The organism is Chitinibacter sp. ZOR0017, assembly GCF_000799095.1.
GTDB classification, from domain to species: domain Bacteria; phylum Pseudomonadota; class Gammaproteobacteria; order Burkholderiales; family Chitinibacteraceae; genus Chitinibacter; species Chitinibacter tainanensis.
This window is the reverse complement of the sequence record NZ_JTLG01000014.1, coordinates 38,427-64,835: the sequence shown is the minus strand read 5'-3', so window position 1 is coordinate 64,835 and position 26,409 is coordinate 38,427. Positions and strand designations below refer to the sequence as shown.

Annotated in this window: 19 protein-coding genes and 1 pseudogene; 5 read left to right on the top strand and 15 right to left on the bottom strand. The window is 53.6% G+C overall.

The features are described 5' to 3' along the window. Positions 1-97: 97 nt before the first annotated feature. The 10 genes and pseudogenes from L991_RS04190 to hslU form a co-directional block, all read right to left on the bottom strand. Positions 98-3,310, bottom strand: coding sequence for a glycosyltransferase (locus L991_RS04190; RefSeq protein ID WP_047392591.1), 3,213 nt, complete (start codon positions 3,308-3,310; stop codon positions 98-100). Then, positions 3,297-4,169 carry an ABC transporter ATP-binding protein gene (locus L991_RS04185; RefSeq protein WP_052190589.1) on the bottom strand — a complete coding sequence of 291 codons (873 nt, stop codon included), beginning with the start codon at positions 4,167-4,169 and terminating at the stop codon, positions 3,297-3,299. Before L991_RS04185 ends, L991_RS04190 begins: the two co-directional genes overlap by 14 nt. Before the next feature lie 9 nt (positions 4,170-4,178). Further along, the gene (locus tag L991_RS17200; RefSeq protein ID WP_156128979.1) at positions 4,179-5,009 is read right to left on the bottom strand and encodes a hypothetical protein; all 831 of its coding nucleotides are present in this window, start codon (positions 5,007-5,009) and stop codon (positions 4,179-4,181) included. Then, positions 5,010-5,825, bottom strand: coding sequence for an ABC transporter permease subunit (locus L991_RS16855; protein ID WP_081986521.1), 816 nt, complete (start codon positions 5,823-5,825; stop codon positions 5,010-5,012). 138 nt (positions 5,826-5,963) lie between these two features. Next, positions 5,964-6,257: a hypothetical protein gene (locus L991_RS17195; RefSeq protein WP_156128978.1), complete on the bottom strand. Its 294-nt coding sequence runs from the start codon at positions 6,255-6,257 to the stop codon at positions 5,964-5,966. A 79-nt stretch (positions 6,258-6,336) separates the two neighbouring features. Further along, positions 6,337-6,453: pseudogene (locus L991_RS17625) on the bottom strand (prepilin-type N-terminal cleavage/methylation domain-containing protein); the annotation flags it as partial. 65 nt (positions 6,454-6,518) lie between these two features. After that, positions 6,519-6,692, bottom strand: a complete 174-nt coding sequence (locus tag L991_RS04170) for a type IV pilin protein (protein WP_156128977.1) — start codon at positions 6,690-6,692, stop codon at positions 6,519-6,521. A gap of 120 nt (positions 6,693-6,812) precedes the next feature. After that, positions 6,813-7,262, bottom strand: a complete 450-nt coding sequence (nrdG, locus tag L991_RS04165; protein ID WP_047392582.1) for an anaerobic ribonucleoside-triphosphate reductase activating protein — start codon at positions 7,260-7,262, stop codon at positions 6,813-6,815. A 69-nt stretch (positions 7,263-7,331) separates the two neighbouring features. Then, positions 7,332-9,491, bottom strand: a complete 2,160-nt coding sequence (gene nrdD, locus L991_RS04160; RefSeq protein WP_156128976.1) for an anaerobic ribonucleoside-triphosphate reductase — start codon at positions 9,489-9,491, stop codon at positions 7,332-7,334. A 397-nt stretch (positions 9,492-9,888) separates the two neighbouring features. Further along, positions 9,889-11,211, bottom strand: coding sequence for an ATP-dependent protease ATPase subunit HslU (hslU, locus tag L991_RS04155; RefSeq protein ID WP_047392580.1), 1,323 nt, complete (start codon positions 11,209-11,211; stop codon positions 9,889-9,891). A gap of 172 nt (positions 11,212-11,383) precedes the next feature. On the opposite strand from hslU, the gene L991_RS16320 reads away from it, so the two are divergent. The 4 genes from L991_RS16320 to L991_RS04135 all read left to right on the top strand — a co-directional run bounded on the left by L991_RS16320 (position 11,384) and on the right by L991_RS04135 (position 18,481). Beyond that, entirely contained in the window at positions 11,384-12,991 is a 1,608-nt protein-coding gene (locus L991_RS16320) for a sensor histidine kinase (RefSeq protein WP_197053801.1), read from the top strand. After that, complete coding sequence (locus L991_RS04145; RefSeq protein ID WP_197053800.1) at positions 12,988-14,556, top strand: DUF3369 domain-containing protein; 1,569 nt, start codon at positions 12,988-12,990, stop codon at positions 14,554-14,556. Before L991_RS16320 ends, L991_RS04145 begins: the two co-directional genes overlap by 4 nt. Positions 14,557-14,637: 81 nt before the next feature. Further along, positions 14,638-16,161, top strand: coding sequence for a threonine ammonia-lyase, biosynthetic (ilvA, locus tag L991_RS04140; protein ID WP_028449983.1), 1,524 nt, complete (start codon positions 14,638-14,640; stop codon positions 16,159-16,161). A 106-nt stretch (positions 16,162-16,267) separates the two neighbouring features. Beyond that, positions 16,268-18,481, top strand: coding sequence for a PAS domain-containing protein (locus tag L991_RS04135; protein WP_047392578.1), 2,214 nt, complete (start codon positions 16,268-16,270; stop codon positions 18,479-18,481). 132 nt (positions 18,482-18,613) lie between these two features. Here L991_RS04135 and cysK read toward each other — a convergent pair whose 3' ends face one another. Continuing rightward, positions 18,614-19,546, bottom strand: a complete 933-nt coding sequence (cysK, locus tag L991_RS04130) for a cysteine synthase A (RefSeq protein ID WP_047392577.1) — start codon at positions 19,544-19,546, stop codon at positions 18,614-18,616. Between the two features lie 94 nt (positions 19,547-19,640). Here cysK and L991_RS04125 point away from each other — a divergent pair, with 94 nt between their 5' ends. Continuing rightward, a complete protein-coding gene (locus L991_RS04125) occupies positions 19,641-20,870 on the top strand; it encodes a multifunctional CCA addition/repair protein (protein WP_047392575.1) in 1,230 nt (409 codons plus the stop codon). A gap of 294 nt (positions 20,871-21,164) precedes the next feature. Here L991_RS04125 and L991_RS04120 read toward each other — a convergent pair whose 3' ends face one another. The 4 genes from L991_RS04120 to L991_RS16310 all read right to left on the bottom strand — a co-directional run bounded on the left by L991_RS04120 (position 21,165) and on the right by L991_RS16310 (position 26,369). After that, positions 21,165-22,817 (bottom strand): bifunctional diguanylate cyclase/phosphodiesterase, encoded by a 1,653-nt coding sequence (locus tag L991_RS04120; RefSeq protein ID WP_052190587.1) that lies wholly within the window; start codon positions 22,815-22,817, stop codon positions 21,165-21,167. Then, positions 22,814-23,626 carry an alpha/beta fold hydrolase gene (locus L991_RS04115; protein WP_047392572.1) on the bottom strand — a complete coding sequence of 271 codons (813 nt, stop codon included), beginning with the start codon at positions 23,624-23,626 and terminating at the stop codon, positions 22,814-22,816. Before L991_RS04115 ends, L991_RS04120 begins: the two co-directional genes overlap by 4 nt. Before the next feature lie 148 nt (positions 23,627-23,774). After that, complete coding sequence (locus L991_RS16315; protein ID WP_028449978.1) at positions 23,775-24,809, bottom strand: sensor domain-containing diguanylate cyclase; 1,035 nt, start codon at positions 24,807-24,809, stop codon at positions 23,775-23,777. Positions 24,810-24,860: 51 nt separating this feature from the next. Further along, complete coding sequence (locus L991_RS16310; protein WP_052190586.1) at positions 24,861-26,369, bottom strand: YiiX/YebB-like N1pC/P60 family cysteine hydrolase; 1,509 nt, start codon at positions 26,367-26,369, stop codon at positions 24,861-24,863. Positions 26,370-26,409: the final 40 nt, after the last annotated feature.

Below are 26,409 nucleotides of genomic sequence, written 5' to 3'. Positions count from 1 at the left end.
GGTTACGGCGACGATCTTCGTAAAAACAGAGGTTTTGAGGACCCCTCTCCTTCGTATATTTAGTTGCCGTGTTTTTCTGGCCGGAATTCATCCTGGTTTATTCAAGCCATGCTGTTTTCCATTTCTCAATGTTATTTTGTAATATCCAGTTCTGGGTGACCTTTTCTTTTAAGGCTTGTCCGAGTTGCTGCAGTTTGGCTCTATCACGATTTAACCAGTTAATAGCCTCTACCCATTCGGAACTATTTTTAAGACGAATAATTGGAAAATCCCCTTGATACGGCTCAAGATCACTACATAGCACGGGTATTCCCAAGTGCCCAAACTCAATAATCTTTAGGTGGGATTTGCCTCTGTTGAATACACTGTCTTCTAGTGGTGCAATGGCTAAATCTAGGTTTAGTGATGCGAGTTTATTGGGATAGGCTTCAAACGTAACGCTAGGAACAATTTCTTTGACATAGGGTCTGATTTCATTTGGACACATACCAAAAAAAACCCAGTCGACAAAGCTTGAAGTATGCTGAATGACATCTTTAATGCAAAGAATATCTGCTCTATGGCTACTGCCTCCTGCCCAACCAATTCTCAGGCGTTCCTGATTGGGGGCTGAATTTGTTAGAGAGGCCCAACGGGTTATATCAATGAAGTTGTTGATGATACGAATATCTTTTACTTTGCTTGAGTAGTAATTCGCAAGAAATTCAGTGGTGGTTACGAGAAAGTCTGCATGTCGTAAAGCATTGTCACAAAGTTTGAGGCTAAGCTCAAAAGAAGGGTCTGTGTGAATTGGGTTGTGAAATGGAACTTCATGAATTAAATCATCTAGTTCAACGCCAAGACGACATTCAATATTTTTTTGACTGTAGTAAATTACTTGATCCGTCACTTTCTGAAATATAGGGCGTTGCAAAATAATACAATTTGGTCTAAGTAAAGATAGTTCGGCAAGTCCAAAGCCTTGAATCATCTTGTGATTCAAGCCTTGAATTGCAGTTGATTTTCGTAATTCACGCATAGGCTCTTCTAGGCGATATGCATGAACAGCTCCTGTGTCGTGTGAAATGGTAAGAATATTATTTTGTTTGGCTGTGGCAGTTAGTCTCAGGTTGGCAATATACTGTGTTTCTGGCTCCCAATAGCTATGGAGGTTGCACTGTCTGCTAAATGTTTTCCAAATTAGTGGATTTAAAAGCCAGCGCTGTTTAAATATGGTGCTTTCTCTATCGAACTCTGGCTTTCTAGCATTGAGTGTTGTTGGTTCGTATTTTGAGCGTAATGACTTGGATTCTTTGTGAATTAAAGCAGTTTCAGCTACAAATTGAATTGAAAAATCTTTAGCTGCTACCTTTAGGCATAAATCAATGTCTTGGTAAAATGTCGTGAGCTCCTCATCCATTCCACCGACTGTGTCGTATAAAGACTTATACATTGCGAGACATGCACCTGTTACAGCGGGAACCGCGTGAGAGGTCATGCCAAAAAACATGAAGGTTTCTTCGGCTTTCATTTTATAGAAGTAATGTCCAGCTACGCTGCCTAGGCCAACTCCAACGCTAGCATGTTGCAAAGAGCCATCTTCAAACAATAACGGAACGCCAACAACACCTACTCCAGGTTGCTGTAAGGAACCAATTATCTTAGTAAGCCACGCTGGGTCAATGATTACAGTGTCATTGTTTAGCTGGATTAATATTTCACCCGTTGCAACTTTGGCTGCGTTATTAATTAACTTCGAGTAATTGAACTTGCCTGGGTATTGAATGACCGTAATGTTTTCATGGGTTGATAAATTCTCGAGATATTCAATTGTTGATGATTGGGTGCTGCCATTGTTGATAATAATTATTTCATAGTTCTGGTAGCTGGTTAGCTCTTTTAGCGATGTAATGCACTCCGATAGATCAACTAAATTGTCCCTGGTTGGTATCAAAATGGAAGCTTTAGGGTTGCCTTTGGGTTGGTAGGTAATGCAATTGCCAAAGTTGTATTGAGCCTTATAGATATCTGCGGTTACATTGCAATTCTCTAGGTGCTGCTCAACTACTTTCAATTGTTCTGCCCAGCAATCTTCAGTCGGAAAGAAATTGTGTCCACCGTCTTTGTGGTGGAGGTAAATTATTTCATCAATTCGATGTGGGATGTTTTTAAACTCGATGGTAAATTGAAGTTTAAATTTATAATACGAGCTACTAAAAAGTTCAGGATCAAGCCGCAAAGATGTGCTTCTTGGATTGAACCAGAAGGCATCACCAAAGTAATCCATTCTGCGCAACAGCTCTGAATCAAATTCTGGCAGGCAAGTGGCTTTGCTCAGAGTGGGGAAAGAATCAATTACGAGTGAGTTCGAATACAGTGCAGCTGCATGTGTTTCATGGTATTCCGCGATCACTAATGTAAAGGCAAAAGAGGTTAACTGATCACCGGCTTCCATGATGGAACTTAATCCATCATGATCGAAAAGATAGTGGTTTAAAAGTTCGATGCTATCTTCTTCATCACTCAATTCATGCCAAATTGCATTATTTGGTAATGATATGACTGCTGGGGTAAATGCAATAATGTATAACTGCCAATTGTTATGCGTTTGATTCTCTAGGCTATTTATTGTTTCAAGCAAGAGGTTTTCCTTGCCTGGTAATAAGGTGCAACCAATTCGAATGCAGGTATCTTCAGTCTTGTAGCGGTTTTTAAGTTCTAACACATAAGACGCATCATATTTTCTTGCTTCTGCTGCAAGTTGTACAGACTCTAAAAATTGATTTGTTCTCGCGCGCTTAATTCCTTTTCGAATCTCTTTGGAGAACTCTTCATACGGTTCATCTATTGACGGAAGAGGTGCTTCAGGGAGGGTGAGGGTTCTGCTTGAGAGTGTGGGTCGAGTATTGATTAAGTTCAGTGCAGTTGGTGCATCGAATCTGCGAATATTTGCCGCAGCCACGGATTCGTGTAGCACAAGGCGCAATGAATCTAGCCCAGGCCAAATCTTCTTGAAAATGCAAATCGCGTTTAGTTCAATACTGATCAATGCGCAGCTGAGTAATTCAAGATTTCGAATTAGTGGGGTGATGGGGTGAGAGTGAGCCTCATGTACTATGATTGGTGCTGCAATGAATGGTGTATTATCAAGGCCGCATTGATTGATTAGCTCTTCTAAAAGCGGTTTGTTCGTCTGGATGTTTGGAGTTTTAATCCATAGCCACTTTTCATTTTCAAAGTCAATGAAGTCATTTAGTGAAATTTCATTCTTGTCTTTTGAGATTGCGAGGATTTTTTTGATTAGTTCTTCGTTGATTTCAATGATTTTCATTTTTTGTTATTTCGATAAATTGTTCTTCAAGGTTTTTCTTTGAGTGAAGTTCTATTATGTTTGCCCGTTCAAGCTTTAATTTTTCAAGTGTTGTCCATAAATTATCGGGGCCGCAGATTAATTGTTTTGTTTGATTTGAGGTTGGGGCGTTATAAGTAATTGTGTAGGAGGTGTTAGATTCTGATGTTTTGCCTATTTTTTTTATTTGGCCTTGGTGAATAAGTGCAAATCTGTCGGCAAGGCGTTCTACATCATGTAAAACGTGCGAGCTGAAGAAGAGAGTTCCACCCGTGGCCTTGTATTCGGCTAAACAATTGATAACTAATTGACGCCCTAAGGGGTCAAGGCCAGATAATGGCTCATCTAAAATCAGTAACTTAGGGTTGATTGCTAAAGCATGTGCTAATGCTGTTCTTTGAATCATGCCCTTTGAGAAGCTACGGATTGTTTTGTTTGCAACGTGTGCAATTTCAAATTTCTCTAGCCATCTTTTGCAGTTAACTTCAATCGAATGTGAGTCCAGTTTTGAATTATGAGCTTTGATTCCCATGCGAAGAATTTCTAAGGGGGTTAGGTAGTCATAAAGGTATGGACTTTCTGGAACATAACCTAAGCCAACCCGAGCTTTAGGTGAGCTGGCATCACAGCCATCAATGGTGGCTTTCCCGCTATTTGCGCGTAGTGCACCGGTTATAATTTTTATTGTGGTGCTTTTTCCTGCGCCATTAGCACCAATAAATCCAAATGCTTCTCCATGCTCAATGTTAAGATTAATTTGATCGAGTGCTTTGACTTTGCCTGTTAAACCTTTGCTATATGTTTTGCAAATAAAGTCGAGTTGAATGGCATTTGTTGTCATGGTGGGTGATTATTTTAAGTCTTTGAAATTAAACTCGCCTTTGGGGTCAATGATCAGTGTGCCGCCCAAAGGGTCTTTGATTTCTTTTAATTGGAGTCCGCTGCTAATTGCTTCGTTGATGGTGTTGATTTTTTTCTGATTCGTTTTCTCCCATTGACGTTTTTGGTTGTTTAGTGAAATTAAAATCTCTAGGCGTAAGGCTTTGTTTTCTAAAAACTTTGAAAAGTTTTTGTTTTTGGTTTCTTTCGCCATGATTCGCAATGTTTGAGCTGCCCTAGTCGTTTTTTTGTTTGCTAACCATTGTGCAGCTAAGGCATTCAAAGCGGTTTTTGTATGCTCATCTTTTATTTTTCTTGCAGAGTCGCGCAGGCTTTGTGCTGCAAGTTCTGTGTTTTTCTCAAAATGTAAAACATTAAAGGCATAAAAGAAAGCTGGCAATGGGTCTTGTGTGAGTGCATTGTTTGCCTTTTTAAGAATGTACTGGGCTTCGGTTAAGTGCCCATTCCATGGCAACGTTGCTGCTGCTAAATAATAGTTGTCGCTATTATAGGGGTTGAAAAAAGCAGCATCGCGTTGGAGTAATGCTTGGGTGGCAACCGTTTCTGGGGGTAAAATATCAACCCCTACGGTGAAAGAGCGTAGGGTATTGACATTGGTGGCTAAAAATCTATCGCCGAAAGACTGGATTAGTTGCGCGGGGGCAGGAAAATAAATGCTCAGATAGTCTCTGGTTTTATCTCTTGGACGCGGTTCCAATTGTTTATTGGCGTAGAGAAATGCTAATATTAAGCAAACAACTGAGAGTAAGTGAATTACTGATTTTGGCAATCGATTGTGCATCTATGCAAAATCTCTTCGATTAAAAAATAATATGCCGGCGGATAATATTAAGCCTGTGTAAGTCAATGATGCAACAATGGACCATGCCAGCGTCATCATATCTGGTGCGGCTCCGTAAAGTGGCCAAATTCTAACATCTAACCGATCTAGATCAGGAAGTAACCATACTAATTTAGAGAGTATTGGTGAGAATTGTGCTTGTAGTTTCTCATCACCATCGGCGCCTTGCGAAATGTAGTTTGACATGGGGCCAATCATTCTAGCTGCAATCGCAAAACCTAATCCACAAAGTAAAGGCATCAGTGAGGTCGTTGATGCAAGTGCAATAGTCACTGCAACAGCTGTAACTAGGCAAAGATCTAGCCACATCAACAGCATATTAGTAAAAAGCGGTAATCCCAATTGGAGTTGATGGGGTACTTGATAGCCCCAGCTTGCCATATGGACAATCCCAATTAGTAATGTGGTTAATAGCATCAAGCTGATTAATGCCATTGTGATGATGCCTAAATAGCGTCCTAATACATAACTGGATCTAGGGTGTGGGTAGGCAAGAACAAAAAAGACTGTTCGTTTTTCGATTTCTTTACCAATTAATTCTTGAGCCCATGAAAGGCAAACTAAAGTCATTGCAATTCGGATTGCTGAAATGCCAACATCGAGTGCCACTGCTTGTGGCTGTCGAGCTGAAAATGCTGCTGCCAGCCAAGCACAAGCAATCAGTGCTAAGCCAATTACAGCTGTGGTCATGAAAGCACGGCTGCGAATGCCTGCGCGCCAAGTGCTAATAAAGTGGGAAGTAACGCTGGAGGGCATTTTGTGTGAACGAGATTTAAATTTAAAGTTAAATTATTGCATTTCGAGGATGAATTTGAAAATCAAACTTTGTGACCCAAGTGCTACAAACAACAAAACCCAGACGATGCTGGGTTTTGTTGTTTGTAGCGGATTGGTTTAGCACGTACCGGTGGTGGTGCCGGTCAGTGAGCCTGAATCAGATGTTCCCGAGTAAATTGTTTTACCTTTAATCGAGCAAGCTTTGCTAACTGTTAGTAAAGTTGCTGAAGTTTCTGTGTAGTCAAGTTTTACATTTTTAGAACAATTGAATGTAAAGCCTGTTTGAATAAATGTACCTGCTGCGATTGTTGCAGGAGTTGGAGCTGTTGCTCCTGTGCATGGGCTTGCAGCTGATGCTGAGCCCGCTGCAGCAGCTGCTGCAATGGCAAGTAGAAGTTGGCTTTTTTTCATTTCAATCCCCTTAGTTTACAGTGCCATTGGCAACGGCTTGAGTCAGGAAGTTACGGCCGTCAGACTGAGCCGCTTTATCTTCACCCTTTTTAGTGTATTCAGAGAACTGAGGGATTGCGATAGCCGCAAGAATACCAATGATCGCAACGACGATCATCAGTTCAATCAGGGTAAAACCCTTCTGCATCTTTTTCATGATTTAATCCTAAGTAGTTAGGTACTGGGTGCTGCTTGAATAGTGTTAAGCACAAAGTGTGCCAGCTAGTCTTTGGCAAAACTGGCAATTGTTGCTGCCATGAAGTTACGAGCGTCAGACAGCGCGGTTTGATCTTCTGTTTGGCTGACATACTGCAAGTACTGTGGTACAGCGACTGATGCTAGGATGCCAATTACCGCAACCACAATGATCAATTCTAATAGGGTGAAGCCATTCATTCCTATTTGCCTTCTGAACATATTGCCAACTTATCAATTAGTTAGCATTTCTTGTGCCAAAGATGTGCGCCGTCAAATGTACATGCAAGTCGCCGGTTTGAATTTAGGCTGAGAGTTGACTTAGGATTGGATGGGACTGATTAAATGCTGGTTGCTTGAGCCGCGCCAAGGGAGTCTACTGGTGTTGGCTGCTTCGTATCGACCATCAATCAAAGTGTCTATGTACTTGAGGTTTTGTAATTGTTCAACTTCGCGGAGTGTATACCCCGTCCACAACCAAATATTCTTTTCCGGATACCGCGCCTTAAAGGCTTGGCACAGCGCCAAAATCGCATCGCGATTGGCGGGGTGGAGGGGGTCGCCGCCGGAGAGGCTAAGGCCGTCATGGTCGGCGCAGGCTTGCAGTAGCTCTTCCTGCACTTCGGCGGTGAAAGGCTTGCCGGCTTTGCGATCCCAAAGTGACTCATTGTGACAGCCGGGGCAGGCGTGGACGCAGCCAGTGACAAAAAGCGTCACTCTGAGCCCTGGGCCGTTCACCATATCGTAGGTGTAGTAGCGATCGTAGTTCATGGTGATCTCTGCTTGACGATACCTATAGCGGTATATTCTGAAAATCTAATATTTATGCGGTTTGGCGGGCTATACCTTCGCTAATTTGCGCTCGTTCACCGCTTCAAAATGCTTCACGCGGCGCATCACTTCTTTTTGTTTACCGGCGTTAAATGGCCGTGCATTGGGGCTGCCAAGGTAGCCGCAGACGCGGCGGGTGACGGAAAGTGTCGCACTGTCGGTGTTGCCGCAGTCTGGGCAGACAAAACCGGCCGCAGTGGCCAGCGCTTCGCCCATAAAACCGCAGGCGCCGCAGGCATCGACTGGGGTGTTGCTGCCAAAGTACGGCACTTTTTCGACTGCGTAATCCCAAATGCGCTCTAGTGCCAGCAGGTTGTGCTGCATATTCGGCAGCTCAACATAGGTAATATGCCCGCCGCTGGCGTATTCGGCGTAGCCGGCTTCAAAGTCGATCTTGGCGAAGGGGTTAACCTTGCGCAGCACATCCAGATGGAAGGAATTGGTGTAGTAGCCCTTGTCGGTCACTTCGGCAATCTCGCCAAACCGCGCGGCATCCAGTTTGCAGAAACGGTGGCACAGTGATTCACTCGGGGTGGAATACAGCGAGAAGCCGATGCCGGTTTCTTTTTTCCAACGCGTGGTGGTGTCGGCCATCACTCGCACCACATGGCGCAAGAAAGCCTGTGCTTCGGCACATTCGGCCGGATGCACGCCAAACAACAGCACACCCACTTCGTGCAAGCCGATATAGCCCAGCGAGATCGAGGCGCGGCCATTACGAAATAGGCTCATGATGTCGTCTTGCGGTTTGAGCCGCACGCCAAATGCGCCTTCGGTATATAAAATCGGCGCCACATTGGCTTTCACGCCGGAGAGACGCTGAATGCGGATATTCAGCGCTTGGTAGCATAGCTGCAGGCGGCTATGCAAAATCTCAAAAAAGCGGGTCTGGCTGCCTTGCGCCTCAATTGCAATGCGCGGCAGGTTCAGGCTGACCACGCCCAGATTATTGCGCCCATCCAGCACTTCGCGGCCGGCTTCATCGCGCCAGACCGACAAGAAACTGCGGCAGCCCATGGGCGAGACCGGCACGCTAGAGCCGGTGATCTGGCGGTTGAGCTTGGCCGAAATGATGTCGGGGTACATCCGTTTTGATGTGCATTCCAGTGCCAACTGTTTAATGTCGTAGTTCGGGTCGCTGGGTTTGAGGTTGATGCCGGCTTCCAGAAAGAACACCAGTTTCGGAAACACCGGCGTAGTGCCTTCCTTGCCCAGCCCTTTGATGCGCACGCGCAAAATCGCCTGCTGAATAATTCGCTCTGCCCAGCTAGTGCCCATGCCGAACGAGAACGTCACAAATGGCTGTTGGCCATTCGAGCTAAATAGCGTGTTGATCTCGTATTCGCAGGCCTGAATGCCGTCGTAGGCTTCTTTTTCGGTGCGTTCTCGCGCATAGCGTTCCGGCTCACTGATGCCATAGTCGGCGGCAATCGCGAGATTTTTCTCGTAGGTTTTCAGCACATACGGCGCCAGCGTTTGGTCGATATTCGGAATTGTGGTGCCACCATATTGATGACTGGCCACTTGGGCAATGATTTGTGCCGTCACCGCGCAGGCCACGCCGACGGATTTCGGGCTTTCGATTTTTGCGTTACCAAGGCGAAAGCCGTGTTCCAGCATGCCTTTCAGATCCACCAGGCAGCAATTGGTAAAGGGTAGAAACGGGGAGTAATCCAGATCGTGAAAATGAATATCACCGCTGTTGTGTGCTTCCAGAATGTCTTTGGGCAGGAAAGTGCTGGCAAATTGCTTGGAGACAATCCCGGCCATCAAATCACGCATTACAGGGAATACATTGGCGTCTTTATTAGCGTTTTCGGTGGTGGCATCCACATCCGTTTTATTCACCAAGCCCATCAGCTTGGCGTGCAGTTCTGAGCCCTGTGCGCGAATACGATCGCGATCGTGGCGATACTCGATGTAAATCCGCGCTACTTCCGGGTATTCCAGCATCAGGGCGTTTTCGACCAGCTGCTGAATCGTCGGGATGTCGAGCGGGCCTTGCTGGCTGAGCAGGCGGCAGGTTTCTTCCACTTGCTCGGTGATCCGTTCGGCCAGCGCCTCGGGCTGCGGATAGCACGCCGCCGAGGCCGCTTTGCGGCAGGCTTCAAAAATCTTGGCGCTATCGTAGGCGGCACGGGCTCCGTCGCGTTTGGTCACTTTGAGCATGATGGGCAAAATCCTCGCAAAAAAAGGGGCGCTAGGGCCAAAAAAGCGGGCGGGCGGTTGGCCCGCCCGAAATATGGCTCCGTGATGGTCTGCACGCAGACCGGAACAACCTGCACGACTTCAGCTAGGGCCGTTGTCGTGTTGAAACACAATATATTGTGTTTTTTGTGGCGGTGTTGCGCTAAATATTTGAGTTTTGATGAGGGTCAAATTCTGACGCGTACTGGCGCGGCAGCCTGTAAGGCGGGGGGGGCTCGTCGGCTGGGCGGGTGATATTGTGGCGCGGGGATGTAGTTGGCGCGCGGCGGTCTGGCGGTGTGGTCTTTGCGGAAATGAAAGGGGTATTGCTATAGGGGCTTTTGAATATATAGCCCCCAAGGCAATACCCAGGCGGTGTTTAGAGCATGTAGCGCGCGAGGTCTTCGTTGGCTGCTACGCCGCCGAGTTTCTGGCGCACAAAATCGGCATCGACCACCACGGCGCCGCGCTTGGCCTCGAACGAAACGTCTTCCAGTAGCCGTTCCATGATGGTGTACAGCCGGCGCGCGCCGATGTTTTCGGTGCTTTCGTTCACCTGAAACGCCATCGCTGCCATTTGCTGAATGCCTTCAGGCGTAAATTGCACCTCGATCTCTTCGGTGGCCAGCAGCGCCTGATACTGCTTGGCAAGGCAAGCATCGGTGCCGGTGAGGATGGTGGCGAAATCATCGACGGTGAGCGAGTTGAGCTCCACGCGGATCGGAAAACGGCCTTGCAGCTCGGGGATCAGATCGGAGGGTTTGGCCAGATGGAAGGCGCCGCTGGCAATAAACAGAATGTGGTCGGTTTTCACCATGCCATATTTGGTGCTGACCGTCGTGCCCTCGACCAGCGGCAGCAAATCGCGCTGTACCCCTTGGCGCGAGACTTCACCGCTGCTGCCTTCGGCGCGGGTGGTGACTTTATCGATCTCGTCGATAAACACAATGCCGTTTTGCTCCACGGCTTGCAGCGCTTCTTGCTTGGCATCGTCTTCGTTCACCAGCTTGGCGGCTTCTTCATCCACCAGTAGCTTGAGCGCGTCGGCGACCTTGAGTTTTTGTTTTTTGGTTTTGCCACCCATCGCGCCTTTAAACATCTGTTGCAGCTGATTGGAAAAATCTTCCATCCCCGGTGGGCTGAATACTTCCATGGTCGGTGGGGCGGCGGCGACGTCGATTTCGATGTCTTTGTCGTCAAATTTGCCTTCGCGCAGCATTTTGCGGAATTTCTGCCGCGTTTCGCTTTGGCTGTCATCGTGATTCACGCTGCCATAGCTGTTTGCCGGTGGGGGCAGCAGCACATCCAGCACGCGTTCTTCCGCCGCGGCTTCGGCTTTGACGCGGTTGCGGGCGATGGCCTGATCGCGCACCTGCTTGATGGCGATTTCCATCAGATCACGAATGATGCTGTCGACATCTTTGCCCACATAACCCACTTCGGTGAATTTGGTGGCTTCGACTTTAATAAACGGCGCATCGGCCAGCTTGGCCAGCCGGCGGGCGATTTCGGTTTTGCCCACCCCGGTGGGGCCGATCATCAGAATGTTTTTCGGGGTGATTTCATGCCGCAGTGGCTCGGCCACTTGCTGGCGCCGCCAGCGATTGCGCAAGGCAATGGCCACGGCTTTTTTGGCGGCGGCTTGGCCAACAATGTGTTTGTCCAGCTCGTGAACAATTTCCTGTGGGGTCATCTGCGTCATGCTGTGCTTCCTGGAGATCAATGCTGTATTAAATAATGCCGTGCCGCCGAATTTAAAGCCCCGCTTGGCGCGGCGCGCGGCGTAATGCCTGTCTATAGTAAGAGCCGGTCAATGCAGATGCGGGCGGCCTGTGACAGCGAAGCGATATTTTTATGGGGCGATGGCGGGCGTGGTGTTATTGCCTGCAGGCCTGCTGCTGGCGCTGGTTTTGCTGCCGCTGGAGCAATGGCCATTCCAGATTAGTAGCAGGGCGCTGGCGGTTAGCCTGAGTTGGCAGGGTATTGCGCTACTGGCCTTGGTATTGCTTTTTTGTATGGCTATACCCCTGGTATTTTCGGGGTTGTGGTTGTTGGCGCAACGTCAGCGCGTGTTGCAGCGCTGGCGCGCCGAGGGTGACCGCTTTTTGCACACTGCCCACACCGGCTGGTGGCAACCGCTGCTGCAGGCCTGTGGTCAGCGGCTGGCCGCGCAGGAGCTGGAGCTGATCGCCTTGCGTGAGCGTAACGAGCTGTTTGCCGATGCACTGGATGAAATCAACGACATCAGCTTGCAGCTGCGCCGTTCTGAGCGCCGCTGGGCGCTGGCCTTGGAAGCCACGGGCGATGGCATCTGGGAATGGGATGCCGAGCACGATCAATGGTATTTTTCCTCGCGCTGGAAATCCATGCTGGGCTACGCCGAGCATGAATTAGCCGATGAGCTGGCCAGCTGGCATGGCTTGCTACATCCGGATGATCTTGAAGCCGTCAAAAGCCAGTTTTTGCAATATGTGCAAATTCGCCCGCTGGAAGGCGAGCGCATCTTGGCGCTGGAATATCGCTTGCGCCATCAGGATGGAGGTTGGCGGGTGCTGGTGTGCCATGGCGTGGCCGATCGTGATGTCAGCGGGCGGGTGATTCGGGTGGTGGGCGCGCAGGCCGATGTGACCACCCAGCGCCAATTCACGGCCGAACTGGCGCAAGCCAAAGAAGAAGCCGAAGCGGCGCTGGGCCATTTGCGCCGCGCCCAGCAGCAAATGATCGAATCCGAAAAACTCGCCGCCCTCGGCGCGCTGGTGGCCGGGGTTTCGCATGAGGTGAATACCCCGCTGGGTATTGCGCTGACCGCCGCATCCACGCTAGATACTGAAACCCATACCCTGCAGCAGCAACTGGAAGAAGGCCATCTCAAGAAAAGCGATCTACAGCATTACGCCACTGTCGCTCGCGATGCGGCCACGCTGATTTTGCGCCATTGTGATCACGCCGCCGCGCTGATTCGCAGCTTTAAAAATATCTCGGTCGATCAGACGGCCGCGGTGGTCCGGGAATTTGTACTTGGCGATTATCTGGAAGAAATCTTGCAATCGCTGCGCCCCACTTTGCGCAAAACCCCGCATCAAATTGCGCTGAGCTGCCCGGCGGCGATTCAGTTGCGCGCCGATCCATCGGCCTTTACCCAGATCATTAATAATCTGGTGAATAACGCGATTTTGCATGCCTTTGCCCCCGAGCAAGCCGGGCAGATTCAGATTAGTGTGCGGGAACTATCTAGCACGGTGCTAGAGCTGCGCTTTCAGGATAACGGGCGTGGCATCGAGCCGGCCGCGCGAGCAAAAGTATTCGAGCCGTTCTACACTACAAAACGCGGACAAGGTGGCAGTGGCCTAGGCATGAGCATCGTGCACAATCTGGTGGTCGCGCATCTGAAAGGTTCGATCCATATCGAAGAAACACCGGGCGGTGGCGCGTGTTTTGTCATTCAGTTTCCCCGTCACGGTTTAGGGAGTACGACACAATGAGCATGCTGGACGACGACAACTGGCTGGAAGACGATACCCAGGTCGAAGAACAGAATAAGGTGCAGCCCTGGAATGTTTTGGTGGTCGATGATGAGCCTGATATCCATCACGTTACCAAGCTTGCGCTGACCAATATTGATTTTCTGAAGCGGCCGCTGAATATTCTGTCCTGTTACTCCGGCCGTGAGGCCGTCGAGTTATTGGCACAGCGCGATGATATTGCCCTGGTCTTGCTTGATGTGGTGATGGAAACCGAAGACGCCGGCCTGATGGTGGCGCGTGAGATTCGCGAAACCTTAAATAACCATCATATCCGCATCATTTTGCGTACCGGCCAGCCCGGCGTGGCGCCCGAGCGGCATGTGATCGAAAACTACGACATCAACGATTACAAAGCCAAAACGGAGCTGACTCGCGACAAACTGTATACCTCGGTGCTGGGTACTTTGCGCTCCTACAACGACATCATGCTGATCGAGCATCAGCGCCGCCAGCTGGAGGCCAACCGCCGTGGCCTGATCAAAGTCGTGGATGCTTCAACCAGTATTTTCCGCCTGCAGTCCATCCAGCAATTTGCCCAAGGCGTACTGGAGCAGCTGCAGTCCTTGCTGTTTTTTGAGCAAGACGCGCTGTACTTGGTGGTGAATGGGGGTATGGCTGCGTTAAGCCACGATAATGACCTAGTGGTGATGTATGCCACAGGGGGGTATCAGCAGTTTTGCGGCCAGCCACTCAGCGGCGCCGAGCTTAGCCGCCTGCAGCCGTCAATCGATGAGGCCATTAGCAAGCAGCAAAGCGTGTTTGCTAGTGATCATTTCGTTGGCTTTTTTATCTCGCCGCACGGGCCGATTAATCTGCTGATTATCGATGGCCCGGTCGAGCTATCACACCCCGATGCCAATCTGATCGATTTATTCTGCAAAAACGTGGCCATTGCCTACGAAAACCTGATGCTGAATAAAGAAATCGAAGACACCCAGCGCAGCATTATCTATCAGCTTTCCGAGGTGATTGAAAACCGCTCGAAAGATACCGGCAAACACATTCATCGCATGGCTGAGTTTTCCTATGTGTTGGCACTGGAGCTGGGCTTGAGCGAAGAAGAGGCGCAAATTATCCGCGCGGCCAGCCCGCTGCATGATATTGGTAAAGTGGGGATTCCCGATCAGGTGCTGAATAAACCCGGGCCACTCGATAGTGCCGAGCGGGCGGTGATGGATACCCATGCCCAGCTGGGCTATGACATGCTGCGCGAATCCAAGCCTCGCATTTTGAAAATGGCGTCGGTGATCGCCTATGAGCACCATGAGCGCTGGGATGGCAGCGGCTACCCGCGCAAACTGAAGGGCGACGAGATCCATATCGCCGGGCGCATTATTGCGCTGGCCGATGTTTACGATGCCCTAACACATGCGCGTTGCTACAAAGACCCTTGGCCGCGCGATCAGGTGCTCGAGACGATCCGCAGCGAATCGGGCAAGCATTTTGACCCGAAAGTGGTGGACGCCTTCTTTAAGTGTCTGCCCCGTATCGAGGAAATTCGCCAGACCCTCACCGATCACTGAGCCCGCGGGGGGCTGGTTTAGGGGTAGAATGGGCAGTTGGGTAAGCACTGCCCATTTTTTGTTGATTGCTCACTGGCCCCGATGATGACCGATTACCTTGAACGCACCTTGTCTGCCCGCGTCTACGACGTGGCGATCGAATCCCCGCTGGAATTTGCCCCGAATTTATCACGCCGCATGGGTAATACCATTTACTTCAAGCGTGAAGACATGCAGCCGGTATTCTCGTTCAAGATTCGTGGTGCGTATAACAAGATGGTGCAGCTGACCCCGGCCGAGCTGGAGCGCGGCGTGGTGGCGGCTTCTGCCGGTAATCACGCCCAAGGCGTGGCCATGGGGGCGCAACACCTGAAATGCCGCGCCACCATCGTGATGCCGGCGACCGCGCCCCGTATCAAGGTGGAGGCCGTGAGCCGCCGCGGCGCCGAAGTGGTGCTGGTGGGCGATTCGTATTCCGATTGCTACGAGCACGCGATCAAACTTGCGGCGGAGAGCGGCGCTACTTTTGTCCACCCTTACGATGATCCGGATGTCATCGCTGGCCAGGGTACGGTGGCGATGGAGATTTTGCGTCAGCACCCTGATCCGATTCATGCCGTATTTATCCCGGTGGGCGGCGGCGGCCTGTTGGCGGGGATGGCCGCGTATATCAAGCGCTTGCGTCCGGAAGTGAAAGTCATCGGGGTTGAGCCCACCGATGCCAACGCCATGTATCTCTCGATGAAGCTGGGCGAGCGCATTACCTTGCCCCAAGTCGGGATTTTCGCCGACGGCGTGGCGGTGAAGCAGGTGGGTGAAGAGACCTTCCGCCTGACGCAGCAATACGTGGACGACATTATTCTGGTCGATACCGATGCGATGTGTGCGGCGATCAAAGATGTGTTTGAAGACAACCGCTCCATTCTTGAGCCGGCTGGCGCGCTGGCCATTGCCGGGGCCAAAGCGTGGGCCGCGCGCGAGGGCGTGGAAGGCCAAACACTGATCGCGATTGCCTCAGGCGCGAATATGAATTTCGATCGCCTGCGCTATGTGGCCGAGCAAGCCGAAATGGGCGAGCAGCGCGAAGCCATTATGGCCGTGACGGTGCCGGAGCAACCCGGCAGCTTCCGCAAATTCTGTAGCCTGATCGGCGCGCGCAATGTCACCGAGTTTAACTACCGTTATGGTGCGGATGATCAGGCGCATGTATTTGTCGGCCTGTCGATTCAGCAGCGTCGTGAAGTGGTGGAGCTGATCGAAAAGCTGGCCCAGGAAGGCTTGCCGGCGCTGGACCTCACCGACAATGAAATGGCCAAGCTGCATATTCGCCACCTCGTGGGCGGACAGGCTCCGCAGGCGCTGCATGAGCGGGTGATCCGCTTTGAGTTTCCCGAGCGGCCGGGCGCGCTGCTCAATTTCCTCAATGGCATGAGCGATAACTGGAATATCTCGCTGTTTCATTACCGCAACCACGGCGCGGACTATGGTCGCGTGCTGGTCGGGATACAGGTACCGCCGGAAGACGATGCGGCCTTTGGCGAGTTTTTGTCCCGCCTGGGCTACCCGTATTGGCTGGAAACGGAAAATCCCGCTTATCAGCTGTTCCTCAGCGCCGGAAACGCGTAAGAAACGCCACACCGCCGGGGCCACAGTTGCCCCGCCTGCCAATCTGGCATACAACTACAACAGGCCTGCCGGTTAACGGCAGGCCGTTGTGATTGCGGGAGGTCATTTGTTGAAGCTGTGGTCCTGGATCAAGCGCTACACCGTTTTGCTAGCGGTCTTGGCTGGTGGTTTGCTGGTGCTGCTGTCGAGTGCCGCGCTGTTGTTGCAGCAGGTGGAAAGCACGGCACAGCATCAGCTCGAAGTGATTGCGGCCGGGCAGGCCAGCGAGCTCGAAGGGCGGCTGAATCAGCAGCAAGAAGTGTTGCTCGGCCTGCAGGCCGCGGTCACGCTCAACCCCGCGCTGGATCGGCAGCAGTTTTATGATCTGCTGCTGCAAAGCAATGTGCTGTACCGCCACCCCAGCTTGCTGGCCATGGCCTTGGTGCGACCGATTAGTGATACCCAAATCCAGGCGCATATTGCCGCCGCCCGCGCGGATAAACGCGTGGCCCCGCTGGCCTACAAAGACTATCAGCCCGGCCCGCTCATCGGCGAAAGCCCTTACCAAATTCTGGAATTCCTTTATCCGATCAACCGGATGACCGGCGATTTGCTCGGGCAAAATGTGCTGCAATCGCTGGCGCTGAGCGAAACCCTGATCCGCGCGCGTGATACCGGCCGGCTGCTGACCAGCCCCGTGTTTCGGCTGCCGGGCTCTGAAGAGCCGATGTTTGCCTATATCGCGCCGATCTATCGTGATTTACCCCCCGAGCCCTCCATGGATGATCGCCGCGCCCAACATGCCGGCAGTGTGGTGGCGCTGGTGCGCTTACGCGAGGTGGTGCGGCCGCTGATTCGCGGTAACTATGATGACCGTTTGAGCTGGCGCTTGGTTGATCAGGGCTATGCGCTAAAAACCTGGGTGCGGGCGCGGCCAGCCAGTGAGGTGATGCGCTACGAGGTAGCGCCTGAGCTGAAAATCACGCGTTCAACTACGCAGCTGGTGCATTTACCCGGGCGGCAATGGCAATTGCATTACGACTCGCACACCGAGTTTCTCAATGAACATCAAAATGAATGGCTGTTGATGGCGCTGGGCGTGGCGCTGCTTGGCTTGGCCGGGCTGGCGGGGCTGATGCAATACCTCTACAGCTCGCGGCATTGGGCGCTGCAAGTGCTGGAGCAAACCAAGGGTGATCAGTTGGAGCGGCAGCAGCAGGTGCAATACCTGTTGCAGGCGGTAGAACACACCCGCGATGCAGTGGTGTTGCGCCAGCCGGATGGCCGAATTTTGTATGCCAATGCCGCCGCAGATGCGCTGTTTTGCCCGCCGGGCGAGAAGCTGGCCGGGCAATATCAGGTGCTGTTAAGCCAATCCGAGCTGGGTGAATTACCCTTCCCGCAAAGTTTTGCCAGCCGCCACACGCTACCGGATGGCGAGCTGCGCCACCTCGAAGCCTATCTGCAGCCAATTCAGAATGACCGGCTGCAGCCCGTGGCCAATGCTTTGTTTGTGCGCGATATCAGTGTCGAATATGAACAAAGCCTGAGCCTGAAAAAGCAGGCGCAGCGCTTACAGGAAATGCTCGACCTCTCCAGCGATTGGTTCTGGGAGCAAGATGCCGAGGCCCGCTTTACGCTGGTGACTGGTGGCTTCTTTACCCGCTTTGATATCGCGCCGAATTTCTTCCTTGGCAAGCGCCGCTGGGAGCTGGGCACGGGTGGGCTCACGACGGCGCAGTGGGATGAGCATCGGCATGTGCTGGCCATGCACCGGCCGTATCGCGATTTTGAATACACCTCCCAACTCGGGCGCGAAACCATCATCGTCAGCGTCTCTGGCCATCCTTTGTATGGTGATGATGGCGAGTTTTTGGGCTATCGCGGCATTGGCCGGGATGTTACATCGGTACGGATGGCGCAGCGCGCCTTGCTGGCCGAGCAGCAGCGCGCGCAAGCCACGCTGGATTCAATCGCCGATGGCGTGATCACCACCGATGTGTTTGGCCGGGTGGATTACATCAATCCGGTGGCCTCATCCTTGGTGGGCTGGGAGCTCAGCGCCGCGCGTGGGCAGCCGCTGAGTGCCATTTACCAGACCGTAGACCGGCTCAGTCGCTTGCCGCTGCCTGATCTGATTGATGAGGTGTTGCGCGAAGGCGGGCAATACCACGGCGCGCGGCGCAGTGTGCTGCTGAATAAATTCGGGCTCAATTTCCAGATTGAAGAGTGCGGCGCGCGGATTCGCGATGAACAGTCGCACACGATCGGCGCGGTGCTGGTATTCCGTGATGTGAGTAACTGGCGGGCGCTGGATGATCGGCCGGAGATTGATTACTAGCCGGATGACTCGTGATGCCGCTTCGTGGCGTGCAGTCGGGCGACTGCCTTTTCGTTAGTTGTTAGGTTTGGGTGGGTATACGTCTGTAGGCTATGATCAATTTGGCCCGCAGCCATATACCCAAGTTGTTACTTAGTCAGCCAGACCTTCAAACAGCTTGGTCGACAAATAGCGCTCGCCAAAAGACGGAATAATCACCGCAATCAGCTTGCCGGCGTTTTCTGGCCGCTGCGCAACCTGAATCGCCGCCCAAGTGGCCGCACCGGCCGAGATGCCGCACAAAATCCCTTCTTGCGTGGCCATCGCCCGCGCGGTCGCAAAGGCATCGTCATTGCTTACGCGGATCACTTCATCGTATATCTCGGTATTCAGCACTTTGGGCACAAAGCCGGCGCCAATCCCCTGGATCGGGTGCGGGCCTTTGGCGCCGCCGCTCAACACTGGGCTGGCGTCGGGCTCGATGGCAATGGCTTGGAAAGAGGGTTTTTTCGCCTTAATCACTTCGGCGATACCGGTAATCGTGCCGCCCGTACCCACCCCGGAGATCAGAATGTCGATCTGACCATCGGTGTCATCCCACAATTCCAGCGCGGTGGTGTTGCGGTGCACTTCCGGGTTGGCCGGGTTTTCAAACTGCTGCGGCATAAAGTAATTGGCGTGCTCTTCGGTCAGCGCCTTGGCTTTGGCAATCGCGCCGCCCATGCCTTCGGGGCCTGGGGTCAGAATCAGCTCGGCGCCATAACCGCGCAGCAGCGCGCGCCGCTCTTTGGACATAGTTTCCGGCATGGTCAATACCAGCTTGTAGCCGCGCGCAGCGCACACCATGGCCAGACCAATACCGGTATTGCCTGAGGTTGGCTCCACAATCACGGTGTCCGGGCCCAAGAGGCCAGCGGCTTCGGCGGCATTGATCATGCTGACGGCGATGCGGTCTTTTACCGAGTGCGATGGATTAAAGTATTCCAGCTTGGCCACGATGGTGGCGCCCGCGCCGGCACTCACGCGGTTGAGTTTGACTAGCGGTGTTTTGCCGATCAGTTCGGTGACATTGTTGGCAATCTTCATAACCCCATCCTCATGCTGAATTAAGCGATAATCGCTAGATTGTAGACCGGAAATGACGGCCGGCAGAAGTAACTCTTCAGACTAAGGAAATAACATGCAGATTTATCGGGTTGGCGGCGCGGTGCGCGATCGTCTGCTGGGGCTGCCGGTCAAGGATGTGGATTGGGTGGTGGTGGGCGCCACGCCCGCAGCGATGTTGGCGCAAGGCTTTCAGCCGGTGGGCAAGGATTTTCCGGTGTTTTTGCATCCAGATACCCATGAGGAGTACGCGCTGGCGCGCCTTGAGCGTAAAAGCGGTCATGGCTATACCGGCTTTGAGGTGCACGCCAGCCCCGACGTGACGCTCGAAGAAGACTTGCTGCGCCGCGATCTCACCATCAATGCCATGGCCGAAGATGCTGATGGGCAATTGATCGACCCCTATGGCGGCCAGGCTGATCTGGCGGCGCGCACTTTGCGCCATGTCTCGCCCGCCTTTGCCGAAGACCCGGTGCGGATTTTACGTCTGGCCCGCTTTGCCGCCCGTTTCGGGTTTGCCACCGCGCCTGAAACCATGGCGCTGATGCGGCAGATGGTGGCCGCGGGCGAAGTGGATCATCTGGTGCCCGAACGAGTATGGCAGGAAATCGCCAAAGGCTTGCTGGAGGCGCGGCCCAGCCTGATGTTTGCGGCTTTGCGCGAATCCGGCGCGCTGGCGCGTATTGCCCCAGAGCTTGACGCCCTGTGGGGCGTGCCGCAACGGGCTGATTATCACCCGGAAGTCGATACCGGCCTGCATACGATGCTGGTGCTGGATTATGCCGCCGCGCAAGGCTGGCCGCTGGCCACCCGCTTTGCGGCTTTGTGCCACGATCTGGGCAAAGCCTTAACCCCAGCCGAAGTCTTGCCGCGGCATATTCAGCATGAAATGCGTGGGGTGCCACTGGTGGAGGCGCTCTGCCAGCGCTTGCGCGTGCCAAGCGAATGTCGCGATCTGGCGGTGCTGACTTGCCGTGAGCACACGCTGGTGCATACCGCCTTTGAATTACGCCCGGCCACGGTGTGGCAGCTGCTGCAGCGCTGTGATGCGCTACGCCGGCCCGAGCGCTTTGGCCAGCTCTTGGATGCTTGCCTTGCCGACGCGCGCGGGCGCTGGACGTTTGAAGATTGCGCCTATCCGCAGGCCGATTATCTGCGCGCCCTGCTGGCCGCGGCGGCGGCGGTGAATGCCGGCGCCATCGCTGCCGCGTGCGCCGACAAACGGCAAATCCCGCAAGCGGTGGAAGCTGCGCGGATCGAGGCGATTGCCGCGGCCAAAGCGGGCTATCCGCAGCCGGCCAGTTAAGTGGCTATTTTGTCAGTAAAATGTGTGGGTGTGGGGGGTGGTTAGATACCACTTTGGTCGGTGCTTTTGTGGCTGGATCAGGGTGGAGGTTGTGGCTTAAAACGGTCGTTTTGGCGGGTTTTCTTTGTGCGCCAGCTCACGGTGTGTAGTGTGCCTACTTGGCACTACTGCCAAATCTGGTATTATCTCGCTCAGTTTGATGTTGCCACTTCGTGGCAGTGTTCTACCGTTTTTTTTGCGCACATCGAGGGCTTCGGCTCTTGATCTTCCAACCGGCCTTTGGGCCGGTTTTTTTTATGCCTGCAGCACTGTGGTATCGGGCGCTCGCGCAAAACGGAAGGTGTTTTTGCCTGCGGTTTTGGCCACGTACATGGCCTGATCGGCGGCTTGCAATAATTCGGCAGCCCGTAGGGCGTGGGTGGGAAACTGGGCAATTCCAATCGATACGCCCACCTGCAGCGCCTGCCCACCCCAGTCTAGCGCTTGGTTTACCGCCGCAATCATCCGCTCGGCAATCTGGCTGCTGGCCAGCGCATCCATCGGGTGGTTGAGCAGCACAATAAATTCATCACCGCCAAAGCGCGCCACAGTATCGGCGCTGCGGGTTTGCGCCACGAGCCGCAGCGCTACCTGCTGCAAAACCCAGTCGCCGGCATCGTGGCCAAATTGATCATTGATTGGCTTAAAACCATCCAGATCCAGATACAGCAGGGCGATGTGTTTAGGTTGGCGCTGCGCGCTGATTATGAGTTGTTCCAGCCGCTCCATGGTCAGGGCGCGATTGGGCAGATTGGTGAGCGGGTCATGAAAGGCCAGATGGCGTATGCGCTCATCTTTTTGCCAGCGCTCGGTGATGTCATTGAGCATCCACACCAGCCGCGGCGCGGCGGACTCGTGCCCCGGCAGTGCAGCCACGGTTTGCCAGGCGAGAAAAGGGTGGCCATCGCGGCGCAGGTACCAGCTTTCGCCGGCCCATTGCCCATGCTGCTGGATCGCCTCTAGCAACGCCGGGTGATGGTCGGGGGCATCAGGCGGGTTCAGTGCACTCATCGAGCAGCCCAGCGCAGCGGGGGCCGGCCAGCCGGTGATGCGGGTAAAGGCGGGGTTGACAGAAATGATCTGCAATTGGGCATCGGTAACGACGATGCCTTCGCTGGCTGCCTCATACACACTGGCCGCCAATTGCAAATCGGCCTGCGCGAGTTTGAGTGCGCTGACATCACTGACCAGCACAAAAAAACCGATCACCTCACCCAGCAGATTGCAATCCGGGGTCAGATTCACCAAGGTGTGGCGCAAGACGTGTTGGTCAGTGGCCAGGCTGCGCTCAAATTGCTGGGCTTGCCCGGTTAATACGGCCTGAATGGCCGCTTCTTCGTTGGCAAACGGGGGGCTGGCAAGTATCACGCTGCCGATGATGGCCTCGCTCGTGCAGCCAAACCAATCTTGATACACCTGATTGGCAAAGCGGTAATGCAATTGCCGATCGACATAGGCCACAAGGCTGGGCAAGGCATTGGCAATGGTGTTTAAAAAGCGCTCGTTATCGGCGAGCGCCAAATTGGCCGCTTCCACCCGCTGGCGGGCATCGAGTAATTCGGCTTCAAATGCACTGCGCTCCTGCGCCACAAAAAACACCCAGCAATATTGCGGCCGCTCGGCACTGCCCGTTTGCTGGCAATTGGCCAGTACCGGTATCAGCTCGCCGTGTGGGCCTAAGAGTTTGAGGTAGATCTCGCGCAGCTCCCCGTCGCGCAAGAGCATGGGCCATAAATGGGTATGTAGAAAAATCCGCCCGGCCGGGGGCAGCAGTTGCTCTAGTCGCAGTTGCACCAGTTGCGCCGCTGGCTGCCCGGTAAGCTGACACAAGGCGACATTGACTGAGAGCAGCTGCCCCTGACCATCGCATTGCGCCAGCGGGCAGGGCACCTGATCGAGCTTGATCATGCTGGGGCGCTGGCAGTGGCCTGCAAAAAGCGGCGCATACTGGCAATCACCAGCTCGGGGTGGGACAGATGCGCGCAATGGCCGCCCACATCCAGCACTTCCAGCTGGCTATGCCGCAATGCCCGGTGCATGTATTCGCCCACGCTGAGCGGCACCAGTGCATCGCGTTCATGCTGAATAATCAGTGCTGGCGTAGTAATGCGTGTCAGCTCGGCGCGGGTGTCGGCAAAAAAAGTGGTGCGGGCAAAGACCCGTGCCACCTGCGGGTCGGTAGAGCAAAAGCTCTCGTTCAGTGTTTGCGTGGTCGGTGAATCTGGCGCGCCGGCGGCCAGCGGGGCCAGATAGTTGGCCCAACCGATGTAGTTCTGATCCATCAGATTCAGGAGCTCATTCAGATCGGCTTGTTCAAAGCCGCCAAAGTAATCAGGTGGATGGTTAAGAAAACTGGGCGAGGGGCCAATCAGGATCAGGCGTTTTATCAGCTTGGGTTGGGCGAGCGAAGCCAGTAGCCCCACCGAGGCACTCACCGAGTGACCAACGAAAGTGAGACCCTCGCTAATGCCCAGCGCGGCGCAGATTTCCAGTACATCGGCCACATACCCCTGCAGCGTGCTGTAGCGCTGCGCATCAAAGGCGGCGCGCGCAGAGCGGCCGCTACCGACGTAATCAAACAGGATAAGCCGGTATTCATCGGCAAAAGCCGGAGTGAGGCGCTGCCACATGGTTTGATTGCAGCCAAACCCGTGCGCGAGCAGCATCGGCTCACCATTTCCGAGTTGCTGGACATAATTGCGCTGCAGAATCTCCATCATCCCCTCCGCGCTACAAGCAGGCGTTCAAGTCGGCTTTTCACTATAGCCAAGCGCGGCTATTCATGCGGCCAGATTAAACTTGCTAGGGGTATTGCCCTTATTGTTATTTAAATAAATGCCTTCAGGGCAATACGGGTGATGGGTATTAGATACTGATGCTGTAGTCGCTGTCTTCTTGCCGGATGCGGCTATGGATCAGGAGCTCATGTTGCAGTGGCCGGTATTCCAGCCGATCGCGGCCAAGGTGCTTGGCCTGATACAGCAGCTGATCGGCTTGCTGTAATACTTCGCCCAGACTTTGGTTGCGCTGGCGCTCGACCAGCCCGCCGCTGATGGTCAGGGCGCGCGGGACTTCGAGGCAGTCGCGCGAGAGCCAACGCACGCCAGAGAGGATTTTTTCGCCCACGGCCACGGCTTGCTCCAGCGGGGTGTCGGGCAGCAGCACGACAAACTCTTCCCCGCCCCAGCGGGCAATCAGGTCTTCGGCCCGCAGCAGGCGCTGAATATGGCGCGCCACCGCCTGGATGGCCAGATCGCCGGCCGAATGGCCGTACTGATCATTGATGGATTTAAAATGGTCGATGTCTAAAAACAGCACCGATAGCGCACGCTGATGCCGGTCGGCGCTGCCAATGAGCCGCTGTGCTTCCTGCTCGAACGCCCGGCGGTTGGCCAGCCCGGTAAGCGGGTCTTGGGTGGCCATGCGCGCCAGTTCACGGTTGGCCCGCTCCAGCTGCGCGGTACGGCGGCCGACCATTTCTTCCAATAGCTCATTACTGCGGCGCAGCAGCTGTTCTTGTTCCTGCAGTGTGCGCAGGGTATTGGTGAGGGTGGACACATCACTCAAAATGGTGATGATCTGGGCGCTGCCATCGGGCTTGATCAGCGTTTTAAAGGCGGAATGCACAAACAGGGCGTGGCCATCTTTATGCCGCACCCGCCACTCGCTGGGCGCGGCGCGATCTTCGGTAAGCGCCAGCTGCAGGATTTCCGGCTCGCGTGCTTGGTCTTCTGGCAGCAAAATCAGGCCAAAGGTCTGGCCCAGTAGCTCCGCGCGCGAGTAGCCAAAAATACTGCAATACGCGTCATTCACATGCAAATAGCGGCCCGCCTCATCGGCAATGGCAATGCCGGAAGGGGAGAGATCAAACAGCGCTTGCAGGATTTCGGCGGTAATCATGCCGTGGCCTTCAGTCGGTGAGGGTGAAGTGAGAGCAGCACGGAAAAAAGTTCAATTTTGCGCCATCCATGTTGCTTTCGGATTAATCAGTTTGGCGAGCTTAGTGCGTAAATCATTTTGTTGGCGCTGCCCCGCGCGATACAGCACCACCGGGTCGAGTAGCGGCTGTGGGCCGATGGCCAGCTGCGCGACGTTATCCGGGCTGATGGTGTAGCGCCCCAGGGTTTTATCCAGCGGCCAAGGTAGATCTGGGAACACCACATACGCCAGCTCCGAGCAGACGATGCGTTCGTGCGTTAGCACGTCAAAATTAAAATCGTATTCCTTGCCCACTTGCGCCACGGTAGTTAGCGCGGCCGCTTGCAGATAATCGCGTTCACTGCGCTGGTTTTGCCGCAGCACTAACAGATCATCAATATCCAGAAAATGCTCTAGCCGGCTAATGGTCACGCCGCTGCGCAGCGCTTCAACAATGCGCCCACCCTGGCGGATTTTCTGCTGATGCGCGGCCGGAATCCGCTCCCATACACCCAGCTCGCGCAGTTGGGCTTCGCTGCCCAGCCAAATCGCCACATGGCCATAGTGGCCGGGGATCATTTTGTCGGTAAGGCGGAAAGGGGTTTTTTCCAGCAAGATATCCATTGGCTGAAGCTGGCTTTCGAGTTGCGCCTGTTCGCTGGCGGGCATATCACGCAATTTGCCGTTGCGGGTTTTAACCAGCCCCAGCATATTGCCAAAGCCCATGCTCAGCCCAAAGCTGACGGTGTTTTCCAGGCTTTTTTCCTGCTGGCTAAGATTGCTCACCAGCTGTTTCAGGCTGCCGCTGCTGAGCGCCAAGCTGTTTTCGCGGTGTAGCTTTACATACCACACCGTACTTTGGCTCAGCGCATAGTAGTCGTTTTCGGCCGGACTACTATCCAGGCCTCGCTCGCGGCGCTGCTGCATGAGTTGGTCAACAAACTCGGTCGCGCGCTTGAGGCGGGTGCGGTATTCGGCCGAGTAATAGTTATTCGAGAGCTGGCGCAGCGTCACATTGTTGCCGACATCGTAGGTCAGCAGATAGGCAATGGCCGGATTATTGCGGTAGGGCTCAATCGCGATCTGGTAGCTATCCATCAAAACCAGCGCCGCCGCCAGCCCACGTTGGATGTCTTCGAGCAGGGCCTGCCCGCGGGCATCGCCGGGGTTAATGTAGGCGCTGCGAATGCCTTTGCTCAGCGCCTGGGGCGGGTTATCCAAGATCAGCTGCGCATCGGTGGCTTCGTGCTGGCTTAATTGCAGATTGACATTGGTTTGAAACAGCGGCGCCATCTGGGTGGCATAAGGTAGCAGGGCGGCACGCAATTCGATGTAGCGCAGTGCCATTGCTCGTAGCTGATTGCTTTGCGCGCGGGTGAGCGGTGGCGTTTCGGCTTTGGTGATCTGATTTTTTACGGCAAATTGATAGGCCTGGTTGCGCAGCGATACCAGCTGCGCCACCTGTGATTGAAATTGACTACTGCTCTCGCTGGCCACCGCGCAGTGTGCCAGCAGTCCGAGCAGGATGCACATCCAGCGCATACGGCCTCCTGTATAGATGATGATGATGGCGTTAAGCGCT

What these genes read in the sequence shown, in the direction of transcription:
- L991_RS04190 (WP_047392591.1), bottom strand. Translation starts at nt 3,310, where the DNA reads ATGAAAATCATTGAAATCAACGAAGAACTAATCAAAAAAATCCTCGCA.
- L991_RS04185 (WP_052190589.1), bottom strand. Translation starts at nt 4,169, where the DNA reads ATGACAACAAATGCCATTCAACTCGACTTTATTTGCAAAACATATAGC.
- L991_RS17200 (WP_156128979.1), bottom strand. Translation starts at nt 5,009, where the DNA reads ATGCACAATCGATTGCCAAAATCAGTAATTCACTTACTCTCAGTTGTT.
- L991_RS16855 (WP_081986521.1), bottom strand. Translation starts at nt 5,825, where the DNA reads ATGCCCTCCAGCGTTACTTCCCACTTTATTAGCACTTGGCGCGCAGGC.
- L991_RS17195 (WP_156128978.1), bottom strand. Translation starts at nt 6,257, where the DNA reads ATGAAAAAAAGCCAACTTCTACTTGCCATTGCAGCAGCTGCTGCAGCG.
- L991_RS04170 (WP_156128977.1), bottom strand. Translation starts at nt 6,692, where the DNA reads ATGAATGGCTTCACCCTATTAGAATTGATCATTGTGGTTGCGGTAATT.
- nrdG (WP_047392582.1), bottom strand. Translation starts at nt 7,262, where the DNA reads ATGAACTACGATCGCTACTACACCTACGATATGGTGAACGGCCCAGGG.
- nrdD (WP_156128976.1), bottom strand. Translation starts at nt 9,491, where the DNA reads ATGCTCAAAGTGACCAAACGCGACGGAGCCCGTGCCGCCTACGATAGC.
- hslU (WP_047392580.1), bottom strand. Translation starts at nt 11,211, where the DNA reads ATGACGCAGATGACCCCACAGGAAATTGTTCACGAGCTGGACAAACAC.
- L991_RS04145 (WP_197053800.1), top strand. Translation starts at nt 12,988, where the DNA reads ATGAGCATGCTGGACGACGACAACTGGCTGGAAGACGATACCCAGGTC.
- ilvA (WP_028449983.1), top strand. Translation starts at nt 14,638, where the DNA reads ATGATGACCGATTACCTTGAACGCACCTTGTCTGCCCGCGTCTACGAC.
- cysK (WP_047392577.1), bottom strand. Translation starts at nt 19,546, where the DNA reads ATGAAGATTGCCAACAATGTCACCGAACTGATCGGCAAAACACCGCTA.
- L991_RS04125 (WP_047392575.1), top strand. Translation starts at nt 19,641, where the DNA reads ATGCAGATTTATCGGGTTGGCGGCGCGGTGCGCGATCGTCTGCTGGGG.
- L991_RS04120 (WP_052190587.1), bottom strand. Translation starts at nt 22,817, where the DNA reads ATGATCAAGCTCGATCAGGTGCCCTGCCCGCTGGCGCAATGCGATGGT.
- L991_RS04115 (WP_047392572.1), bottom strand. Translation starts at nt 23,626, where the DNA reads ATGGAGATTCTGCAGCGCAATTATGTCCAGCAACTCGGAAATGGTGAG.
- L991_RS16315 (WP_028449978.1), bottom strand. Translation starts at nt 24,809, where the DNA reads ATGATTACCGCCGAAATCCTGCAAGCGCTGTTTGATCTCTCCCCTTCC.
- L991_RS16310 (WP_052190586.1), bottom strand. Translation starts at nt 26,369, where the DNA reads ATGCGCTGGATGTGCATCCTGCTCGGACTGCTGGCACACTGCGCGGTG.